General features: G+C 55.1%; 18 protein-coding genes and 1 tRNA gene. 13 read left to right on the plus strand and 6 right to left on the minus strand.

Translation table 11 applies throughout. The features are described 5' to 3' along the window. Complete coding sequence (locus OB916_RS00765; RefSeq protein WP_315907368.1) at positions 1 to 237, minus strand: hypothetical protein; 237 nt, start codon at positions 235 to 237, stop codon at positions 1 to 3. A gap of 656 nt (positions 238 to 893) precedes the next feature. On the opposite strand from OB916_RS00765, the gene OB916_RS00770 reads away from it, so the two are divergent. The 5 genes from OB916_RS00770 to OB916_RS00790 all read left to right on the plus strand — a co-directional run bounded on the left by OB916_RS00770 (position 894) and on the right by OB916_RS00790 (position 6,491). After that, positions 894 to 1,892, plus strand: coding sequence for a tyrosine-type recombinase/integrase (locus tag OB916_RS00770; RefSeq protein ID WP_315907369.1), 999 nt, complete (start codon positions 894 to 896; stop codon positions 1,890 to 1,892). Positions 1,893 to 2,249: 357 nt separating this feature from the next. Then, entirely contained in the window at positions 2,250 to 2,402 is a 153-nt protein-coding gene (locus OB916_RS00775) for a phage terminase large subunit family protein (RefSeq protein WP_229126344.1), read from the plus strand. Positions 2,403 to 2,456: 54 nt separating this feature from the next. After that, the gene (locus OB916_RS00780; RefSeq protein ID WP_315907370.1) at positions 2,457 to 2,870 is read left to right on the plus strand and encodes a TRAM domain-containing protein; all 414 of its coding nucleotides are present in this window, start codon (positions 2,457 to 2,459) and stop codon (positions 2,868 to 2,870) included. Positions 2,871 to 2,936: 66 nt separating this feature from the next. Further along, on the plus strand, positions 2,937 to 4,109 hold the full coding sequence (locus tag OB916_RS00785; protein ID WP_315907371.1) for a type I restriction enzyme HsdR N-terminal domain-containing protein: 1,173 nt from the start codon (positions 2,937 to 2,939) through the stop codon (positions 4,107 to 4,109). Positions 4,110 to 4,865: 756 nt separating this feature from the next. Then, the gene (locus OB916_RS00790; protein WP_315907372.1) at positions 4,866 to 6,491 is read left to right on the plus strand and encodes a hypothetical protein; all 1,626 of its coding nucleotides are present in this window, start codon (positions 4,866 to 4,868) and stop codon (positions 6,489 to 6,491) included. A gap of 1,071 nt (positions 6,492 to 7,562) precedes the next feature. Here OB916_RS00790 and OB916_RS00795 read toward each other — a convergent pair. Beyond that, on the minus strand, positions 7,563 to 7,766 hold the full coding sequence (locus OB916_RS00795; protein WP_315907373.1) for a helix-turn-helix transcriptional regulator: 204 nt from the start codon (positions 7,764 to 7,766) through the stop codon (positions 7,563 to 7,565). A gap of 168 nt (positions 7,767 to 7,934) precedes the next feature. Here OB916_RS00795 and OB916_RS00800 point away from each other — a divergent pair, with 168 nt between their 5' ends. Together OB916_RS00800 and OB916_RS00805 are read left to right on the plus strand one after the other, a co-directional pair. Beyond that, complete coding sequence (locus OB916_RS00800; protein ID WP_315907374.1) at positions 7,935 to 8,369, plus strand: SWIM zinc finger family protein; 435 nt, start codon at positions 7,935 to 7,937, stop codon at positions 8,367 to 8,369. Between the two features lie 76 nt (positions 8,370 to 8,445). Further along, positions 8,446 to 9,513, plus strand: a complete 1,068-nt coding sequence (locus OB916_RS00805) for a DNA-methyltransferase (protein ID WP_315907375.1) — start codon at positions 8,446 to 8,448, stop codon at positions 9,511 to 9,513. Here the strand turns inward: OB916_RS00805 and OB916_RS00810 are convergent, their stop codons facing one another. Further along, positions 9,514 to 10,344, minus strand: a complete 831-nt coding sequence (locus OB916_RS00810) for a NotI family restriction endonuclease (RefSeq protein WP_315907376.1) — start codon at positions 10,342 to 10,344, stop codon at positions 9,514 to 9,516. It abuts the gene before it with no gap. A gap of 583 nt (positions 10,345 to 10,927) precedes the next feature. On the opposite strand from OB916_RS00810, the gene OB916_RS00815 reads away from it, so the two are divergent. After that, positions 10,928 to 11,119: a hypothetical protein gene (locus tag OB916_RS00815; protein ID WP_315907377.1), complete on the plus strand. Its 192-nt coding sequence runs from the start codon at positions 10,928 to 10,930 to the stop codon at positions 11,117 to 11,119. 317 nt (positions 11,120 to 11,436) lie between these two features. Here the strand turns inward: OB916_RS00815 and OB916_RS00820 are convergent. Next, a tRNA-Ala gene (locus OB916_RS00820) sits at positions 11,437 to 11,508 on the minus strand. Positions 11,509 to 11,716: 208 nt separating this feature from the next. Between OB916_RS00820 and OB916_RS00825 the strand changes: the two genes are divergently transcribed. From OB916_RS00825 to OB916_RS00845, 5 genes are read left to right on the plus strand one after another with little or no spacing between them, the layout of a single operon-like run. Then, entirely contained in the window at positions 11,717 to 12,292 is a 576-nt protein-coding gene (locus tag OB916_RS00825; RefSeq protein ID WP_315907378.1) for a DUF7287 family protein, read from the plus strand. Beyond that, a complete protein-coding gene (locus tag OB916_RS00830) occupies positions 12,286 to 12,867 on the plus strand; it encodes a DUF7288 family protein (RefSeq protein ID WP_315907379.1) in 582 nt (193 codons plus the stop codon). Before OB916_RS00825 ends, OB916_RS00830 begins: the two co-directional genes overlap by 7 nt. Continuing rightward, entirely contained in the window at positions 12,855 to 13,802 is a 948-nt protein-coding gene (locus OB916_RS00835; RefSeq protein WP_315907380.1) for a DUF7261 family protein, read from the plus strand. Before OB916_RS00830 ends, OB916_RS00835 begins: the two co-directional genes overlap by 13 nt. Further along, a complete protein-coding gene (locus OB916_RS00840; protein ID WP_315907381.1) occupies positions 13,795 to 14,262 on the plus strand; it encodes a DUF7266 family protein in 468 nt (155 codons plus the stop codon). The genes OB916_RS00835 and OB916_RS00840 overlap by 8 nt, the downstream gene beginning before the upstream one ends. Next, positions 14,262 to 15,083, plus strand: coding sequence for a DUF7289 family protein (locus OB916_RS00845; protein ID WP_315907382.1), 822 nt, complete (start codon positions 14,262 to 14,264; stop codon positions 15,081 to 15,083). Before OB916_RS00840 ends, OB916_RS00845 begins: the two co-directional genes overlap by 1 nt. Before the next feature lie 186 nt (positions 15,084 to 15,269). On the opposite strand, the gene OB916_RS00850 is transcribed toward OB916_RS00845, so the two are convergent. Both OB916_RS00850 and thrS read right to left on the minus strand, forming a co-directional pair. After that, a complete protein-coding gene (locus tag OB916_RS00850) occupies positions 15,270 to 16,844 on the minus strand; it encodes a DUF7289 family protein (RefSeq protein WP_315910500.1) in 1,575 nt (524 codons plus the stop codon). Positions 16,845 to 16,926: 82 nt separating this feature from the next. Continuing rightward, positions 16,927 to 18,882 (minus strand): threonine--tRNA ligase, encoded by a 1,956-nt coding sequence (thrS, locus tag OB916_RS00855; protein WP_315907384.1) that lies wholly within the window; start codon positions 18,880 to 18,882, stop codon positions 16,927 to 16,929. Between the last annotated feature and the right edge of the window lie 113 nt (positions 18,883 to 18,995).

Raw genomic sequence — 18,995 nt, forward strand, 5'->3', positions numbered from 1 at the left:
TCACTCGAACAGGTCGACGTCGTCGGACAGCGGGATAATTAGCGCGCGACTCTCAGGGTGGAACGCTCGCGAAAGCGACGCCCCCGGTTCGATCCCGTAGTGCTCGATGAGCTGGCGCGGGATCGCGACGTAGGCGGTGCCGCCTCGATTCTGAGCGGACGCCGACCCTTCGGGACTCAGCGTGTCTGAGTCAATCATCGCGGCCTGAACACGACGTTGGGCGTCAGCCTGACTCATCACGCCGATGTAGTGGCTTATACCACTAATATGTCCCAAACGATGGGAGGACAGCCTCCCAGTCAGTCCCCCAGAAACTGGGGAACCTGCGACTGAGGTATCAGGCGACAGAGGAATATCCGACCTGTATGTCAGCCGAGACTGGTCACAAGACGCACCCCCCAAAGAAGCCGCCAAGCGGCTTCACGAGATCCTCGTCGGCAATCCGATCGTCGAGGTCGTCGGCAGGCTGCCAGGCGGGATGTCGAGACTCATGGCCGACACACCCCGCTATCGAGAGCTGGGCACCGCTGATGATCGTGATCGATCGGTAGCCCGATAGTCATAGACCGATCTGAACTCCCTTTCAGAACCGCTCGACGCTGCCGGGGCGCGTTCGAAATCCGAACGTACTCTCTTCTTTGAGGGAGTCGATCCAAAGCTGAGACTGTCGAACTCGAGGACCTTAGAAGCTAAAACGCGATTCGAGGAACCCCCGCGATGGGGGTTTGGTTCAAGTGGACTCGCCGGGATTTGAACCCTCTGCTCGCTGGCGCTCGCGGGCCTCTCCGGCTCGCTCACGCTCGCCGCGTCTGCCAAGGGGGATCAACCGCAGGAGACCCGAGCCGGTGTGGATTACGGGAAAACCAATGACCGCAATCCACGGCCTTGAACCAATGACACCCGAAGAAGGCGTACAGACATACATCAACAGTCGCAAATCGGAACTTTCCCAATCGACTGTCTACGAACACACCACCAGACTCAACCGGTTCCTCGAATGGTGCAACGAAACCGGACTCAACGATCTAAATGACCTATCCAGCAGGAAGTGCCGCGACTACCTAATGCACCGCCAAGACGACATAGCCGCAACCACGCTCGAAAACGAGATGCGAACCTTCCGGCTGGCCGTCGAAGAATGGGAAGCCGTCAACGCTGTCGTCGATGGACTCTCCCAGAAAGTGAAAGTGCCGACCGCGAACAAACGACAACAAGCCCGAAAAGTCGCAATCAACCCCGACCACGCGACCGCGATCGAGAAATACCTCTCCAAATACGAATACGCATCATTCCGGCACGTTATGTTCACGATCTTCTGGAAGACTGGGGCGAGAAGTGGTGGTCTCCGGTCTCTCGATCTCAAAGACTTCTACCCCGAGAAATACAAACGGCCCGTCATCGCCTTTACTCACCGACCCGAGACCGGAACGCCGCTCAAGAACGATCGATGGGGAGAGCGAGAAGTACCCGTATCCGAGCCAGTCGGCGAACTGCTCCAAGACTACATCGAAACCGCACGGCACGACGTGCAGGATGAGTACAACAGAAAGCCCCTTCTGACGACCAAACAAGGGCGACCGCAAAAGACCACTGTCCAGCGGAACATCTACAGAATCACTCAGCCGTGCTATATTGGGCAAGAATGTCCTGCCGACAAAGACCCCGAAACGTGTGAGTGGACCAGTTACAACAAGTCGTCTCAATGCCCGGACTCTGTCTCACCTCACGCCATTCGAGCCGGGTTCGTGACCCGAATGAGAAACAAAGGGGCCGACTTCGATACAATCGGGGACCGGGTAGACGCTACAACGGACGTTCTGAAACAGCACTACGACACACCAACTCCAGAAGACCGCAGAGACAGACAGATGGAATGGGCCGATAAACTCTGAAGAAGATCTCTTCCAGAAATCAGAGTAGCCCGCCAACGACTTACTCCGGGATCTCGTATCGAACGAACTCGTTTTCTCCACAGTCCGGACATTCTTCAGTCCCCGGCGACACGCTCGTCCCACAGTTGCGACACTCGACTACGACCTTGGATCCGCCACCGGGAAGTAGCCGAGTGATGACTGTACGGACACTCATCGTTCTTCAACCTACAGGTAACGACGACTTAACTGTAGCGGACAACTAATTTCAGCCGAACACCGGTCAATCGGGGATGGTCTTGCGGAAACCTTACAATTGTGGGCCTCATATATAGCTCTGGAAGGAATCTGTCACACGCTCCTTCCCATCCCCTTTGTATGACGCCCGATGAATCGTACCTCGGTCGCTGTCCGGAGTGTGGTGAGGATATTTCCGAAGCGTGGCTTTTGGTCAAATACACGAAGGACAACGGCGAGACAGGGATTTGGGCGGAATGCCCTAACTGTGAGGACGTTGTAGCGCCGGAGTAGCGCAGACAGTAAAGTCAAGTGTTCTCCCTCGCGTATCCGGCGTAAGGTCTACAAATGACGATTTCCGACCAATTACGCTGTCTGTTCTCTGCTAATGTCGAAGAGCGCGACGGGTCGTATGTGGTTGAGGTACCTGAGCAAGAGATCCGGCTTGGTGGCCTTCAGGAAGGCGAAACGTACCGTGTGGCTGTTCTGCCGTCACCCGCGACTGATGAATCCGACGATACTAATCCCGACCCACGCCCCGAACAAGCGCCACAGACGCCACCTGTCGAAGAGGGAGAGAAACACACCGTCGAGATCGAAGACATTGGCGAACAGGGCGATGGTATCACCCGTGTCGAGCGCGGTTTCGTCGTTATTATTCCCGACACCGAAGAGGGCGAGCGCGTCACCGTCGAGATTACTGATGTGAGAGAGAACGTTGCCTTCGCGGAAGTTGTCGAGCGTGTGAGTTACCACGACTGACGCCCTCTTACCCCGAGATCCGTTCGCAGGGTTTGATAAGCCGTCCCTGTGATGTGATAGAACAAGATGAATAGGGACGCTGTTAGAGAGTATATCGAACAATCTGAATCTGTTCTCGACTCGTCTCCACAGATGGATGAGGCGAATACAAAAGCCGCCGTATTACGAGACTTCTTGGACCTTCTCGACTGGCAGATTCCACAGGACACACAACTCGAATACTCTGTCGAAGCCTTCGGGAACACATACAAGGTCGATTACGCGCTGATACTCGAAGGGACACCGGTCGCATTTCTCGAAGCCAAGGGAGCGGACACAGCCCTGACTGACGACCACGAAGAACAGTTGTCGTCTTATATGACGAACAAAAATGTCACCTACGGAATCCTCACGAACGGTAAGCAATACCGCTTCTTTCAGCGCCGTGTAGACGCGTCTAACGTAGATGTTCAGAGGGTCGGTGACGTAGCTCTGAAAGACCTTCCCAACCGTCTCCCTGTCCTGAAGGCCTACCAGAAAGACGCTATCGAGTCCGGCGAGTCCAGCAAAATCCTTGGTCGAATCAACGAGTTGCGAAAAGCCCGCCGAACCCTCGAAGCCGACAAGGATGGCTTGGCAGTCGAACTCTCGAACACTCTGGCCGACGAGGTCTCTGAATCTATCTCGTCGCTCGCAGAAACACAGGCGAAAGAACTGATTGACCGGCTTGTCGAGGATATTGAGTCCGAAATAGACGCTGATGGTGGCGGTAGTGGCAGTAGTACTGACGGTCCGACTGGCAGTGGAAACGATGGAAGTATCGAACCAAGACAGAATCACGTTGTTGGGAAAATCAGACGGAACGAGCTTGAAGGCGACGGCGAAGCTAAGGTCGCAGTGTTCCCGACGAAAGAATCTGGTCTACCGTTTCTGAAGGAGAACAATGCTTGGGCGTTCGTCCGTATTGGTAGCGAGTTCGAGTACGTGGCGATGTACGTAACCGGCGACGTGCGTCAGGTCAAATACTTCGCTAAAGTCAAAGACGTAGTTCCACCGAGCGAGGCCGACTTGGAGCGCCCCCCGCTATCATACGTGGAACGAAACGAGATTAGTGAAGACAAAATGGTCGTTCGTTTCGAACCGGAAAGCCTCTATGAGCTGGAAGATCCGGTTCCCTACGAGACGAAGTACCCACAGTCGCTTCAGTACACAACTCTCGGAGCGCTTCGGTCGGCAGAGACGACTGACGATATGCTTTAATCCTCTTCGTGGTCTCGGAATGGCTCTGTAGCCGAATCAGCGGCTTCTGCGGTTTCTACTCCCGTCTATCTCGAACAGCCACGCCGTTGAGTTCTGCCCCATCTGGAAGATAGTCTTCTTCGATACCGTGGTACCAGACGCATTCCTCGTTCTCGTCCTTGTCGGTTGTCCTAAAGACCATCGCTATCCTTGTGGGCCAGAATGAACGTCTCGTATTCGTGATTTTGTTGCTTCCAGCGGGAGCGGTCAATAAATATTCAGAAGTTATAGTATTACCGTGGTACATTATCCATAGGGCCGGTATTCCATATCCTGCAAGGGTACTTCCTTACTTGCCCGTACTGTCACTGGATTTGAGATAAGTTTATATCCCCTACTTCGAATAAGATGGGGGGAAGAAAAGATACCACTCTGAGTAGCAACTGCGATGATCAGCGATAGACTTATTACCTCGTCTGAGAACACAGTGGGGGAAGTAGCAAAGAGACAACCCAGATAACCAGATACATCTTCCGCACTGATTGTCTCCCAGCGAAACAATCCAATCAGCCAGAGGTATCGCCAGTCGAACCCAGCCACATACTCGGCTTGTGTTCTGTTACCCGAACGACCAAGAGTGGCAAGAACACGACCGATACGGAAGTGAATATATAGAAATAATAAGAGTTAAATCCTAATCCGATCCCTCAGCGATAGAACTGATTCAGCAAGAACTCGTTCCCTTGTCGAACGTAACAATACAAATAGAGAACATTAATGTCTACAACAATTAGCGAAAGCGTTGCAGATCGCCTTACGAGCAAGTACATTCCGTGTGTCCGATATGGATTTCCGAAAGAGTCGAAGCACACCCGACAACATCCGCGCCTCATCCCGATCACAGAGCCGATCCCCGACGAAGCAATAACCGTCAGCCCGATCTACCTTCTGACACAGAGCCAGTACCAACGCCAAGCGGCCCTCGACAACCCATATGCAGTCTCCGGCGCACTGGACATAGCCAAATTACTGCAAGACGAATGCGAGGCCGACGACCGAGTGATCCACCCACTTTACGTTGAAAGCGATAAATACCGTAAACGTGGGCCGGACGCGCTCTTGGAATGGCTCCGGACGTTTACTGAGGAAGTCCTTGAGATGGATCCTGCGAGTGGGACCTACTTTCACTCAGGAAGCCGGTCGATCCACCTACACGTTCCGAGATTCCTTCTCGGAGAACCTGACTGGAAACCGATAAAAGCCCAGATAGAGGCGTTCACCGAACAAACTGACGCGGAGTTTGATTTGGCGATATACGGCGCAAAACGCCTCTTCCGGCTTCCCGGGGTAATCCATTCTACAACCGGCTTCCCGAAAGTCAAGATTGGTCCCTACTGGAGCGAAGAGCAGATCATTGACGCACTGACCGGTGAGAACCCACCCGTTCCCGAAACCTACGCCGACGTGCTGGCGACTGTCTTCGGCCATCCACCCAAGCCAGAGGTTCCGACACCAGCAGGAACTCCCCAGCCGCTTGAGGACATTCTCGCACGCTTGGGTGGGCCAGACAACGTCGCACGCTTGGGCGAGAACAATGCCCGCACAGCCACAGACTCAGAGACAACCATCGAGACGCTCCCCATTGAACAACAGACAGAGCCAGTCAGTGAGACTGAGCATAAACGCTGGTGCGCCTACAATCAGAAGGAGTTCTCGCCCTATGCAAAAACCGGTAACGGTGAGCGAAGCGTTGCTGTCGTCCAGCCGATCGGGGGAACGTTCGCCCGAAAAACCGTCCGGAACGGAGCCGCGCTGGTTCCGGCTTACTTCTTCGGCGGGATCGGTGGCGATGGAGACTTCGAAAAGTACCGCACCTTCGCCCCGCTTCAACTCTCCGAACGCGACCGAAAGAAGTGGGACCCAGATGCAAAATACGTTGTTGTCATCGGTGGCAGAAGTCGAGCATCCCACATTATTTCCGTTGACGAGAAGACAGCGAAGCACCTCGGAGACGTACTCCACTCAGAGGACGGGGGTAGGCAGGAAGCGCGTGCCCATCTCGAAAAGCAGGGGTATGATACCGGGTCAGCCGGACAAGCCAGTACCCGACCATCGAAACCCGCCGGAACACAAGACTACGACCGCGTCCTACCGGCAACACACCCACGCACTGACGCTGGTAGATTCCAACAGCGCGCCGAAGAAGAAGGAATCCAGACACTCACTCACGACGAACGATTCCGGGTTGCCTGCCGGCTCCTCTACAAGTACCCTTGGGACCCCGTCTGGGACTGGTTCAAGACACAATACGCCGATGACTTCGATCCAGACGTGACGTGGACACAACTCAACAGTGCCGCGCAGACGATCAGCGTTGACGTGACCGTACCAGCCCGACCCTGAACACGCCGGAATGCCCCGCCACCGTCCTCACCACTCCACTCTCCACACCCCCTCTTAACTCCCCCACTCTGGTTCTGACTCTCCTATGTCCCTACCTGTTAGGTTCCCTAATACACCTTCTACGGGATAGATAGTTCCTATACTAACCCTCTCTCTACGCTCACCTACTCTCTATACAATAGGGGACCGAAGGAAGAACTACAGTATACTTGTTGCGAGACAGGCCAGAGACGGGCTGAGAGTGCCGTATTCGAAGCGAGTTGCCCGCCGAGTATATATAGGTAAATACGGCCGTCTCACGGGCTTCTCGCGGCATTTAGCGACTGAATACGATTGGCTTCAATCAAAGACGGAAGCCCACCAGCGGCCTACCAAGAGCGAGAAATGGCTTCTACGCTGGACCAGAGAGCGGATCCAGATCCACAGTGCTGAGTTCCAACGACCTACATATCAGCATTCCAGCCGTCGCTCCCCTCAGAGGGCCTATAAGACCCGTAGTGAAGGATCAGGTCCCCGATGAGGAATCGTATTCAGCCATTTGAAAAGTGCAGGAGAACGGCTCCTCGTGCGTCTGAGGCGATTGTAGGGGTGAATCGAAGATGGATCCCAAACGCGCCCGGAACACTGGCTCGGTATCGAGGCGACTAACTGCGGATTGCTGAACAGAAACGGGGATGATGTTTCAATTCGGATCCATAGATCGGCTCCGGGCTACTGTCAAGCCTCTGTGGACAGACGCATTCCCGCCCGATTGGATTCCACTCAATAGGAAACTCCACCAGAGTTTTATACGGGTGAATGATACCGTCCACTTGCCCCAATTAGGGGCGACCGAAGCCATAGCGGCTGGGCGCATATGTACGCTCCCATCCCCTATTCCCCACCCCCCATTTCGTTTTCCTCACAACGTAGACAGATCCCTACGCGTTTTGAAAAATCCGCCCGTTATCGAGGCGACTAACTACGGATTCCCGATCAGAAATCGAAGTGGTGTTCTAACCGGCTTGTAGATCGGCTCCCATTTGTTGTCTCACTTGCTTCTATGGACAGACACCTTCCCGCCCAATTGGGCTACTCTTCGGGATCGCGGCTCAGCTCGTACAGGCCTTGGTGGAGCCGTGTGACGTATCCAAGTTCGGTGAGTCGTTGGAGTCGATTCCGGACGTGCGCCCGCGTGTAGTCCTTCTCAGCGGCTATAAATGCGGGTGTACAGCGACCCTCGCGTAACATTTCCAGTATCGCTTTGTCTGTCGGACTGAGGTCAATCTCACTCATACTCTCTTGTTCGTTCTCACCCGACAAGAGTCTTACGAATATATGCATACGTTCGATAGGTTTATATTGACAGGGTGCGTACTGTTGAGTAGGAAGCCCGGTTGTGCCAGATCGAGAATGGCCCCGTGCTGGAACACGGGACCGGTGCTTCTGTGGAGACCAGAAGCAATGCCAACTAACGACAAGCCGGAAGAAAAGAGTGTCGTAGCGCAATTGAACTTCGGTGCGAAGACAGCCAAGCGAGTCGCGTGGGAGTCGTGGGAGTTCACCGTGGTCGGCCCCTACGAGGTTGAGGTTACGAACGCGAGTTACGGCTACCTGAAAGACGACCACAGTTACCGCGTGATGGTGGCAGAGACGGACGCGGGCATACTTCCCGCCGAATGCGAATGTCCCGCTGACCAGTACAGTGAGGACTACGACTGCAAACATAAAGTGGCACTTGCGGCTGTTGGTGGTCCGACTGTCCTACAGGCCGCTGTTGACTTCGATCCCACACCGACGCCCGTGCGGGCTGATGGCGGCTGTGAGTGTGATGCTCACGAGTTCCCCTGTTTTGAGTGCTACCGATCCGGTCGACGGGAAATCCCCGAGTCGGATTAAGACCAATGACAATATCAGTCTCGGTAGCACCAAGTTGAAATAGGAAAGCGGTACCAGAGTATCCCAAGAGCAAATGATGATCGAAGAAAGCGAAATCGATGAATGGTTGAACAATGATGATATGAATGCCCTTATAGAGGGAGATAGCCGCGAAGTTCTACGTTCTTTTCCTGCTGAATCAATCGACTGTGTGGTTACATCACCACCGTACTGGGGTGTGCGAGAATATTCCGGCGACAGCCAGCTCGGTAATGAGGAGACAGTAGAGGAGTATATCGATAATCTTGCCGAGATAATTAACGAACTCAAACGAGTTCTCAAACCAGAGGGTAGTTTTTGGCTAAATATTGGGGATACTTACCAAAACAAGGACCTTGTTGGAGTCCCGTGGAGAACTGCTCTTGCTCTTAAAAAGCGTCAAGATTGGATTCTTCGAAACGATGTAATATGGAACAAGGTCAAAGGAAACCCGTCAAGTGCGACTGATAGACTTCGAGTTATGCACGAATATATCTTCCATTTCGTAAAAAAACAAAAATACTATTATGATATGGACTCAATCCGTGAAGATCCCGATTTTGAGGTTGAAATCCGGGAGAATGGCGATGTTGTGTCCCCAACTGGAGTATCAGGTACACGGTATCGGAAACAGATCAAAGAAAATGATACTCTAAACAAGAAAGAGAAAGAAAATGCGCTTGAAGAGTTGGAGAGGCATCTTGAAATGTTAAAAAATAAGGAAATAAAGGATTTCCGTATGGTTATTCGAGATGAACAAAGATCGACTCACGGAAACTCAGAGGAACTCTCTGGGCGAGCGCGGGAACTTGCTGAAAACGGATTCTATTTTCTTCGGTATAATGCTGAGGGAGCAGCCCCGGGCAATATTTGGGATATAGTTCCAGAAGATCAACACAGAGACGATACCCACTGTGCAGTTTATCCGGCGGAAATTTGCGAGATACCAATCCGAGCGACGTGCCCACCAGATGGTGTTGTATTAGATCCGTTCGTCGGGACGGGGACTACTGTTGTCGCGGCTAATCGACTCAAAAGAAAAGCGATCGGAATTGATGCCAGTTCTGACTATCTCAAAACAGCAAAATCAAGACTTGCCGATGGTGTTCAAACAAAACTCAGGTAATTAAAACCTGTCTGACACAATCCTTTGAAATTCTTCTTTTGTCGGTGGTGTTTCTTCATCTGACGAATTCATCATTTGTGAAACGCCTTCCATATCAGACGAGACTTTACTGTCGATCTCAAGAATGTACTCCCCTTCATCATAATCATAATTCATCGAATAAGCGTAGAAATGTACCGGATCATCTTCACGAGCGGGGTGTAATGAGGTTGTATTGGCGTTTTGATGTAGATATTCAAGAGATTCGTCTTGGAGAAGGAATATTATGTTTTCTCCCCAATCGTTGAATACGTGACCCTTTTTCCACGCCTGTTGCATCATCGTCTTCGTGATAGACATTGCCCAATTTATACCATATGATCCATCCACCTCGTTCATATCTTCTTCCCTTTCATATGCTTCCTTATATGGCCAGACAGACCCTGTAGTATCAAGAGCCTGAATTTCTACACCAGCAAAGTCAATGACTTCCCCCTTCGCGTCTCGCTTGCCAGCCACATAATCGATTGAAGTACCAAGAAGAGGGACTTCGGGAACACGAAAGAACTCCCCTCGATCTTCGAAGAGTGGCTTAAGTTCTTCAAATACCCCGTCAACCTCGAAACGGTGAGGACAGATTATGTGTGGAGAATATTCAGACTGCCCTCGTTTTTTATATCCCACAGAACAAGTTCCAATAGTAATATCATTGTCACTCTTTCGTCGTTTCTTACAAGTTTCACTTAGGAATGGACACTGCTCTTTTTCTCGCGATCTTATGGCTTCTTCTGACTGATCATTGTAGAAGTATCCATAATACTCGACAGGATACTTTCCTATTTCAGGATTCATAAAAACGTGTTCCGATTCCTGTCTGATAAATCTTTACTACGTTGGTGTTCAATGTGGAGTTATGGCACTACTCTTAGCCCCCGCAGACGATGCCTCTTACCAAGCCACCTTAGAGTCGCCTATTGACTTGAGTGATTGGGACGACCGTCCAGAAGAATTCCCCGAACAGACCCGAGTCTGGGGTATCCGTACAGATCCAGAGATGGGTGAATGGAAGCGGAACAGTCGAATTCTCAAGAATATGCAAGAAGGAGATCCAATCTTATTCTACAATAGCGAGACATATTTTGCCACTGCCCGAGTTGGCACTATGTGTGAAACGGAATATATTCGAGATAATTATTGGGGCGGGGGCCCAGCCATTAATGTATTTTCTGTAGAAGATTATAGAGAGAATATTAGCCTTAGTAAGTCGGAGTTGAACGATATTCTGGATTATAAACCCCAATTCCATCCGCAGGGGATTTGTGAAGTTAGGAGTGATCGACCGGTTGATAGTCTTCTTAGAAAGGTCGGGTTAGAGTAGAATCTGGCCTCGGGTTCGAACATCTACGAAGTAACAGTTTATAAGATCGTAAGGATCGTGGTGGCAACAAGTGAGAAAGAACTGCGGAAAGTCCAAGCTGAACTCGACGCGGCCGCATTCCACGCTTACGATCTTGACCGCGAGCAGACCGCGTTCGTACTGGATGACTTCCATCAGGTACAGGATCCCCGGCTGATGGACGACGGGTATTTCGAGATGGTATTAGAGAAGTACGACGATCTCGCCTAACGCGCGCGGGAAAATCAACTCACCGTCGAGGTGGCTAACTACGGTTCGGCAAACGGGGGACTGTATGATGCTCTAACTGCTGTCTGGTGTGATCTGGCACGGTGGGACGACTTCTCGCCCCAATGGGTTCCGCGAACAGTTTTTATACCAGCGAATCTAAGTGACTGGCAGTAATCCGCATACGGCAGGACCCGGTGTACCGCGACGGTACAGTTGAGATTGGGTTTGACGGGGCTATATCGGCCCGGTAATCGAGGGGGGTTCCGTAAAAAGAATCGCCCGCTGTCTGTCCAATCTACCGCGACGAAGGAGCGGTATGGACTCGCCGGGATTTGAACCCGGGGCCTCTCCCATGCCAAGGGAGTGATCTACCGCTGATCTACGAGCCCGCGACGCACCTCAACGTACCCGAGGGGATTTCTTAAACCCATCGAACCGCACCGCTGCTCGTCGACTGGTCGCACGCCAGGCATCAGTTTTGAGAATCGGCCACAACAGCTAAGCGTCTTCACAGTCCAATGTGGCCCACGCAACGCGAACTGGCGTTCGACACCGGGGAAACCACTATGAGAGCCACAGTAGGACGACCGCACGACGATGACGAGTGACAGGACGGTGAGCCGCGAGTCTGCCCGTGGACAGACGACGCTCGATTTCACGATCGGCGTCGTGATCTTTCTGACCGTACTCGCTGGCGTGTTCCTGTTCGTTCCCGGGACCTTACAGCCGTTCGAGGAAGGCGGTCAGGAGGATCTCGTGACCGCCAATCGTGTCGCCGATCAGCTGGCCGAACAGTCGCTCGGTGAGCCGACGACACCGCACGTGCTCTCGGACGACTGTACCGTCGCGTTTTTCAATACCAGCGTGACCCCGCCAGCGGAGTGTGGCTACGATGGGGCGACCCTCTCGGAGCGGCTCGGCCTTGGGGACCGGCAGTTCGTGAACGTCACCATCCGTGAAGGTGGAACGGACGGCTCGGGAACTAGCGAGCCGCTGTGCTGGAACGGATCGGAGTTACCCGGCGAGCGACTGGAGTCCGCTGACGACTGCGATAGCAACACGACGACGCTGGCGATCGGCAGCACGCCGGTCGAGAGCCAATCGACGGTGACCGCGCGACGAGTGGTCGAACTCGACGGTCAAGACGTGTTCTTGGTGGTGGTGCTATGGTGAACCGGGCACAGGCCCACACGCTCGAGGCCGTCATCGCGGCACTGCTGTTGCTCACGAGCCTCGTTTTCGCGCTCCAGATCACGGCGGTGACGCCACTCTCGGCCAGCACCTCCAACCAGCACATCGAAAACCAGCAACAGGCCAGCGCCGCCGGCGTACTGTCGATGAGCCTGGAGAACGGTGAACTCAAACAGTCACTCCTGTACTGGAACGCGAGCGGTGAGCGGTTCCACAACGGAACGGTCAATGGATATTACACCGAGACGATGCCGACAGCGTTCGGTCGAATCCTCGAGCGGTCGTTCGGCAACCGTGGGATCGCTTATAACGTCAATTTGATCTATGCCACCGGAGACGGCAGGCTACAGACAGAAGAACTGATCTATCGCGGCGTGCCCAGCGACAACGCCGTCGTGACCAGTCGGTCAGTTGTCCTGACTGACGACGACCGGATCCGGTACGCGAATATGACAGCCGGCGATCGAGTCAGTGAGAGTGACTTCTACGCTCCGGATGTCGGCGACGGCGGGTACTACAACACGGTCCGCGTGGAGGTGGTCGTATGGCGGATCTGAGACGCGACGGCAGACAGCTGTTCGGCGGAGACGCCGAGCGCGAGGTCAGTCGCGGACAGGTGATGCTGATCGCTGGGTTCGTACTGGCCGTGGCGTTTCTCGCCGTCGCAGTGATGCTGAACGCGGTCATCTACTCGGAGAACCTCGCTACTCGAGGCGAAGACGCCCGCGGATCCGAAGCGATCGCATACAGAGCCGACGTCGTCGACGGCGCGGAGCAGCTAATCGAGTATGTCAACGTCGAATACGCCAGCGGGAGCGGGACACCGTTCGAGAATCGTACTGCGGAGTTCAATCGATCAGTTCGATCGATGTACAACAGCACGGCCCTGATGCAGTCGACCGACGGGATCGCCACTGACGTCACTGTCATAGGTGTGACTCAAGGGACGTTCATCGGCCAGTTCAACGCCTCGCGGAACTTTACAAGTGCTAATGGGATCGAAGACTGGGAGCTGGCGAACGACACTTACGGAACCCGAGCGTTTCGAATCAATATTACGGAGCCAGGCGCTGATGACTTCGTCGTTAGCGTGACCAACGGCTCCGACACGTGGTCCGCAGAGATTGACGGGAACAGCACTAACACGACGATCGACATCGACGGGGCCGGATCGTGTACTGTCGGTCCAACTCCGGAGATCGACCTAACTGCCGGAACAGTCGATGGCTCCCCGTGTGAGGCGCTTTCGTTCGGCGAGAATGTCTCCGCGCCCTACTCGATCAAGTTCGAGGACGCGAATGAAGTCGTCGGGAACTTCTCGCTGGTCGTGAACTCGACCAGTTACGACGCGACGAATTACGACAGCGAGCGGGATTCGCCGTTTGCCGACGACGAGGCAGTCTACGCGGCCACGCTGTATCTCCGCCACGAATCGCCGGATCACGTGTACGCGACCGAAGCCAGCGTCGTTCCGGGTGAGAACGATGCGTGACGACCGTGCCGGAACGATGCGTGACGACCGCGCCGTTTCGACGACAGTGAACTACGTGCTTGGACTGTCGATCGCGTTCCTGTTGATCGCCGGCCTGTTTCTCGCCGGTGGGGACTTCGTTCAGGACCAGCGCGAGACGAGCGTCGAGACGGAGCTTCGGGTCATCGGCGAACAGTTCGCAGCGGACATGGAATCCGCGGATCGGCTGGCACAGACCACCGAGAACGGAACTGTCGTCGTCGAACGGTCGGCCCCCTCGCGGGTCAGCGGGACGGGCTACACGGTCGCCATCGAGGGCGGCGACGATCCCCGGCTCGTGTTGACTGCACACGATCCGGACGTCGAAGTCACGGCACAGTTCTCGAACCGAACTGCCGTCCAGCCGACGCGGATCTCTGGCGGTTCGATACAGGTGACCGAGACGGGTGGACAGCTCGTCCTCGAACGGAGGGATCAGTGATGGACCGACACACGACGAGCGAGACGGATCGGCGCGGAACGACCGAGGCGGATCAGCGTGGGCGACCTGCAATGGATCGACGCGCGATTAGCGAGGTCCTCGGGTTCGCGCTCGTGTTCGGTCTCATCGTCTCGCTCGTGATACTCGTTTCCGTGGTCGGATTCGACGAACTGGAGGACACCCGGGACAGAGAAGAACTGAACAACGCCGAACGGGCATTCGACGTGCTCGCGGACAACATGAGAGACATCCACGCCGAAGGTGCTCCGAGTCGTGCGACCGAGATTAACCTCGAATCGGCACGTCTCGAGGTGGGTGAGCCAATCTCGATCAACGTAACGGGAGTCAATCAAACCGGTGCGTCGTTCGATAACGTGTTCACGTCACAGCCGATCGTCTATGCCAGTGGTGATTCAACGCTCGTTTACGCGGGTGGTGCCGTCTTTCGGACGCAAGGTGATGGCGGCTTCGCCGTCAACGAACCGCCGTTTGTGCTTAATTCCAAGCGCGTCGTCTTGCCGATCGTCCAAACACGACACCAGGGCGAGGTCACGAGTACGAGCGGTTCGACGGTCCGCGTCAGGGCTGAAAACCGTCAGCGGCAGCTGGTCCGCGGTTTCAACGAATCACCGACGTCGTTCGATAAGATCATTATCAACATCACGTCACCGCGAAGCAATCTCTGGCGGGACTATCTGACATCACAGAACGGTGTGACAAACTGCACCCAGCCACGTCCAAATAACATCCGCTGTACGATTGACAACCCTCAGTCAGTGTTCGCAAGTCGAACGCTGGTCAACTACGCGTTCGAATCGTGATCCAGGATCCGCTCATTGTGGCTATTGTGAGCCGATTTCGCATCTGCCCCCGTCAAAAGACGGATCTCCCGAGCCCTATTTTGTTTCGCTGATGAGGACACTAGCAGGCGACCGTCCGGTACGTAGGTACAACGGCCACAATCACATAGATATAGGTATCCCGAGCAGTGACGGTCCGGCGAAATATCAGTCGAGTCTGATCTCGATTTCGTTCTTCGTAACATGGAGGTACGTAACGTACTTGCTTCCGGCACCTTCTTCGTAGAGGAGACGCCCTTGAGAATTTCCCTCAAGGACTGGACCACTCTCGCCTGGACCATCCTTGGCAACTAGGTCTACCTCAGTGCCCATCAATCCGAGGTAGTGATTAGTCACTTCATTGAGCGTTTCGGTGTCGGGATTGTCTGTGTCGTTCTGGTAGTACGTCTTTCCATCACCCATCTCGTATGTGATTGAATCGTGTTGGTCCCAGACGGTAGGAGTACGAAGACTGTACGTATCCATGTCCTTGTTGAACGCCCACTTGTTACCAAGCGTGGTCCCCGTCGAGTCTCCGTTGTCGGGATCATCTATTTTTGGGTCGAAGTTTCCGTCTTTCCCGATCTGATCGTACGTCATAGTAATGTCGTCTGAGACGAAATCGACGTGAAGTTTTAAATCACCATCGGCACACACCCACTCCATGCCATCAGTATCCGCGGGATTGAGAGCATCTGACTCCCAGGACTCGTATTGTCCGCCACTGCCGTTATAATAATAGACGCTCACGTGGGCTTCTTTATCCGAGGGAACACAATCATCATTTTTATTGACGTCAGAGTAGACGTGGATCTCAAAATCTTTTCCGTCTTCTTCAGCGTAAAACGAGAAATGTGGTTTCGTCTTGTTGATGTCAAGCGTCACGTCGAAGTCAGTGATTGGGTGCCCGCCGTGGATGGCTCCTGCATTGACACTGTCGCCAGCAGGTGGTATCCTGAACTCGCCGGGCGCCCCCTCTGTCGTCGCCAAGGTTAGTGTAACAGTGTTCTCACCCACTCGTGTCGTGTTCCCAGTCGTACGCTTGCGGAAATATGACTCCCACCCGTCGGCGTACTCACTGTGGACTGTGACGTTGACAGTCCCCGATCGGACAGGATTGATATAGTCGCTGTCTGTCTCGTCGTAGGGTGCACCGGTGCCGTTTTCCGTGGCGTCTGTCGCGTTCGGATAGACCAGTCGAGCCTGCTGGCGCGGCGTGACAGTCAGGTCGACGCTCCCGCTCGCGGCACCGTCGCCGGTCACCTGGATCGCCGGCAGAGTAAGTGTCGCCCCGCGGTAGTGGAACTCGGGGGGCGAGATCATCTGTGCTTGCCCGGCCTGCTCGAGCTTCCAGACGCCCCCGCCCTGATACGCGATCGTCCCCCTGTCGCTCTCGTAGACGACGCTTCCGAGCGTCTCGTTGAAGATCACTTCGGTATCGCCCGTGCCGGAGTAGTTCGCGTGGGTGATCCGCATCCAGCCGGTCTCTTCGCGGACGGAGATGTCTCCGTCGTCATGTCCGAGCGAGACCCGCTGGGCGTTAGCGTCACCGAGCGCGACCATCGCCGCTCGCGAATCGAACAGCGTCATCGAGTTCTCCGCACGCTGGTACTCGTTGCTGTCCTGTGTATCCGCGATTCCGGCCCCGCCGATCGCGACTGTCAATCCCGCACCCGCCAGTACGAGCGCAAAGATGAGCACGAACCCTATCGTTTCCGACTGGGCGCGGGAAAGACTCGACATTGCGGAAATGTGTGTGCCACAGAAACAAAGTTCTACTGGCCGCGTTCTCAGAACTGATTTCTCGGGGTCGACGACCGCGCGGTCACTCCCCGTGTTGCTGGATGAACGTCACGTCGGTCCGCCGCTGGCCGACTTCCGTCTCGAGATGGGCGGCGAACGTTTCGGGATCGACGTCGTTGAGCTCTTGCTCCTTGCGGTCGCGGACCGAGATCGTCCCGGCGTCCTCCTCGTTCGAGCCGAGGATGAGCATGTAGGGGACGCGATCCTCGTGGGCCTGCCGGATCTTGCGTTTGACCGTCCAGGAGCGGTCCTCGATGGTGACGCGGTAGTCGTCGAGATATCGGTTCTGAATCTGCTTGGCGTAGGGAATCTGATCGTCGCTGATCGGCAGAATCCGGACCTGTTCGGGAGCGAGCCAGGGCGGGAACTTTCCGTTGTAGTGCTCGGTCAGTACCATGAAGAACCGTTCGTAGGAGCCATACAGCGCCCGGTGGATCATGACGGGGCGGTGCTCCTCGTTGTCTTCGCCGACGTAGGAGAGGTCGAAACGCTCGGGCATGTTGAAGTCCAGCTGCACGGTCGGTCCGTCCCAGCTGCGGCCCAGCGCGTCCTCGAAGGCGAAGTCGATCTTCGGCCCGTAGAAGGCACCGTCGCCGTCTTCGATCTCGTAGGCGACGTCCTGAGCTTCGAGAACGGATTCGAGCTGGTTTTCGGCGCGCTCCCAGATCTCGTCGCTGCCGACGGATTTCTCCGGTCGGGTGGCGAACTGGACGTTGTAATCCAGATCGAACGTCTCCAGCGTGTCGAGGATGATGTCCATGATCGCCTCGACCTCGTCTTCGATCTGGTCGGGCCGGACGAACAGGTGGCCGTCGTCGATCGTGAACGCCCATACGCGCGAGAGCCCGGACAGCTCGCCGCGCTGTTCCTTCCGATAGACCTTGCCGTCCTCGAAGTACCGGACCGGGAGGTCGCGATACGACCACTGCTGCTGGTCGAAGATCGTCGCGTGACCCGGGCAGTTCATCGGCTTGAGCCCGTATTCCTCGTCGTTGACGTCCAGCAGGAACATGTCATCCCGGTAGTTGTCGTAGTGGCCGGACTTCTTCCACAGTTCCGTCCGGAAGACGTGTGGGGTCTCGACCTCGCGGTAGTCGGCCTCGCGGTTGAGGTTGCCGACGTACTCGGAGAGTTCGTTGAGGACGGTCTTGCCGTTGGGGTGATACAGCGGCAGTCCGGGGCCGGTCGTCTCGTCGATCGAGAACAGGTCCAGCTCCTGGCCGATCTTGCGGTGGTCGCGCTCTTTGGCCTTCCGGCGCTGTTCGAGGAACTCTTCGAGGTCCTCGTCGCTCTCGAAGGCGGTCCCGTAGACGCGAGTCAGCATCTCGTTTTCTTCCTCGCCGCGCCAGTACGCCGAGGAGATCTGCAAGAGCTTGAACGCGCCAATCTCGCCGGTCGACTGGACGTGTGGTCCCTTACAGAGGTCCTGCCAGTCGTCCTGGACGTAGAAGGAAACCGGATCTTCCCCGGCGGCTTCGGTTTCGAGGATGTCCTGCTTGTAGGGGTTGTCCTCGTAGATTTCGAGTGCTTGCTCGCGATCCCGGTGGACGCGGCCGATCTCGTAATCGGCCTCGACGATCGCGTCCATCTCGGCTTCGATCTCCTCGAAGTCGTCCTCGTCGATGTCGACGTTCGCGATGTCGTAATAAAAGCCCTCGTCGGTCCAGGGACCGATCGCCAGTTTCGCCTCGGGATAGATCCGCTGGAGCGCCTGTGCGAAGACGTGTGCCGTCGAGTGACGGATCAGATTGCGGTAGTCGTCGCTGCCGGGCGTGACGATTTCGATTTCGGCGTCGTCGGTGATCTCGTACTCCGGTGGGACCAGTTCGCCGTCGATCCGACCGGCACGACAGTCCTCTCCCAGACCTGGGCCGATCTCGTAAGCGACGTCCTCGACGGTAACCGGTTCCTCGAAATGCAGTTGTGAACCGTCTGGCAGTTCGACCGATACGGATCGCTCTTGTTCTGATTTAGCCATGATGAATCACACCGCCACCGGGGGCGGAAAATCGCGGACCTGACGGTCGGTGATCATTCGGACCGCGGTGTAAATCGATCACCGACGTACATCGTGAGCGAAACGACGGCGTT

The sequence above is a fragment of the Halapricum hydrolyticum genome (genome assembly GCF_025517535.1).
Lineage (GTDB): Archaea > Halobacteriota > Halobacteria > Halobacteriales > Haloarculaceae > Halapricum > Halapricum hydrolyticum.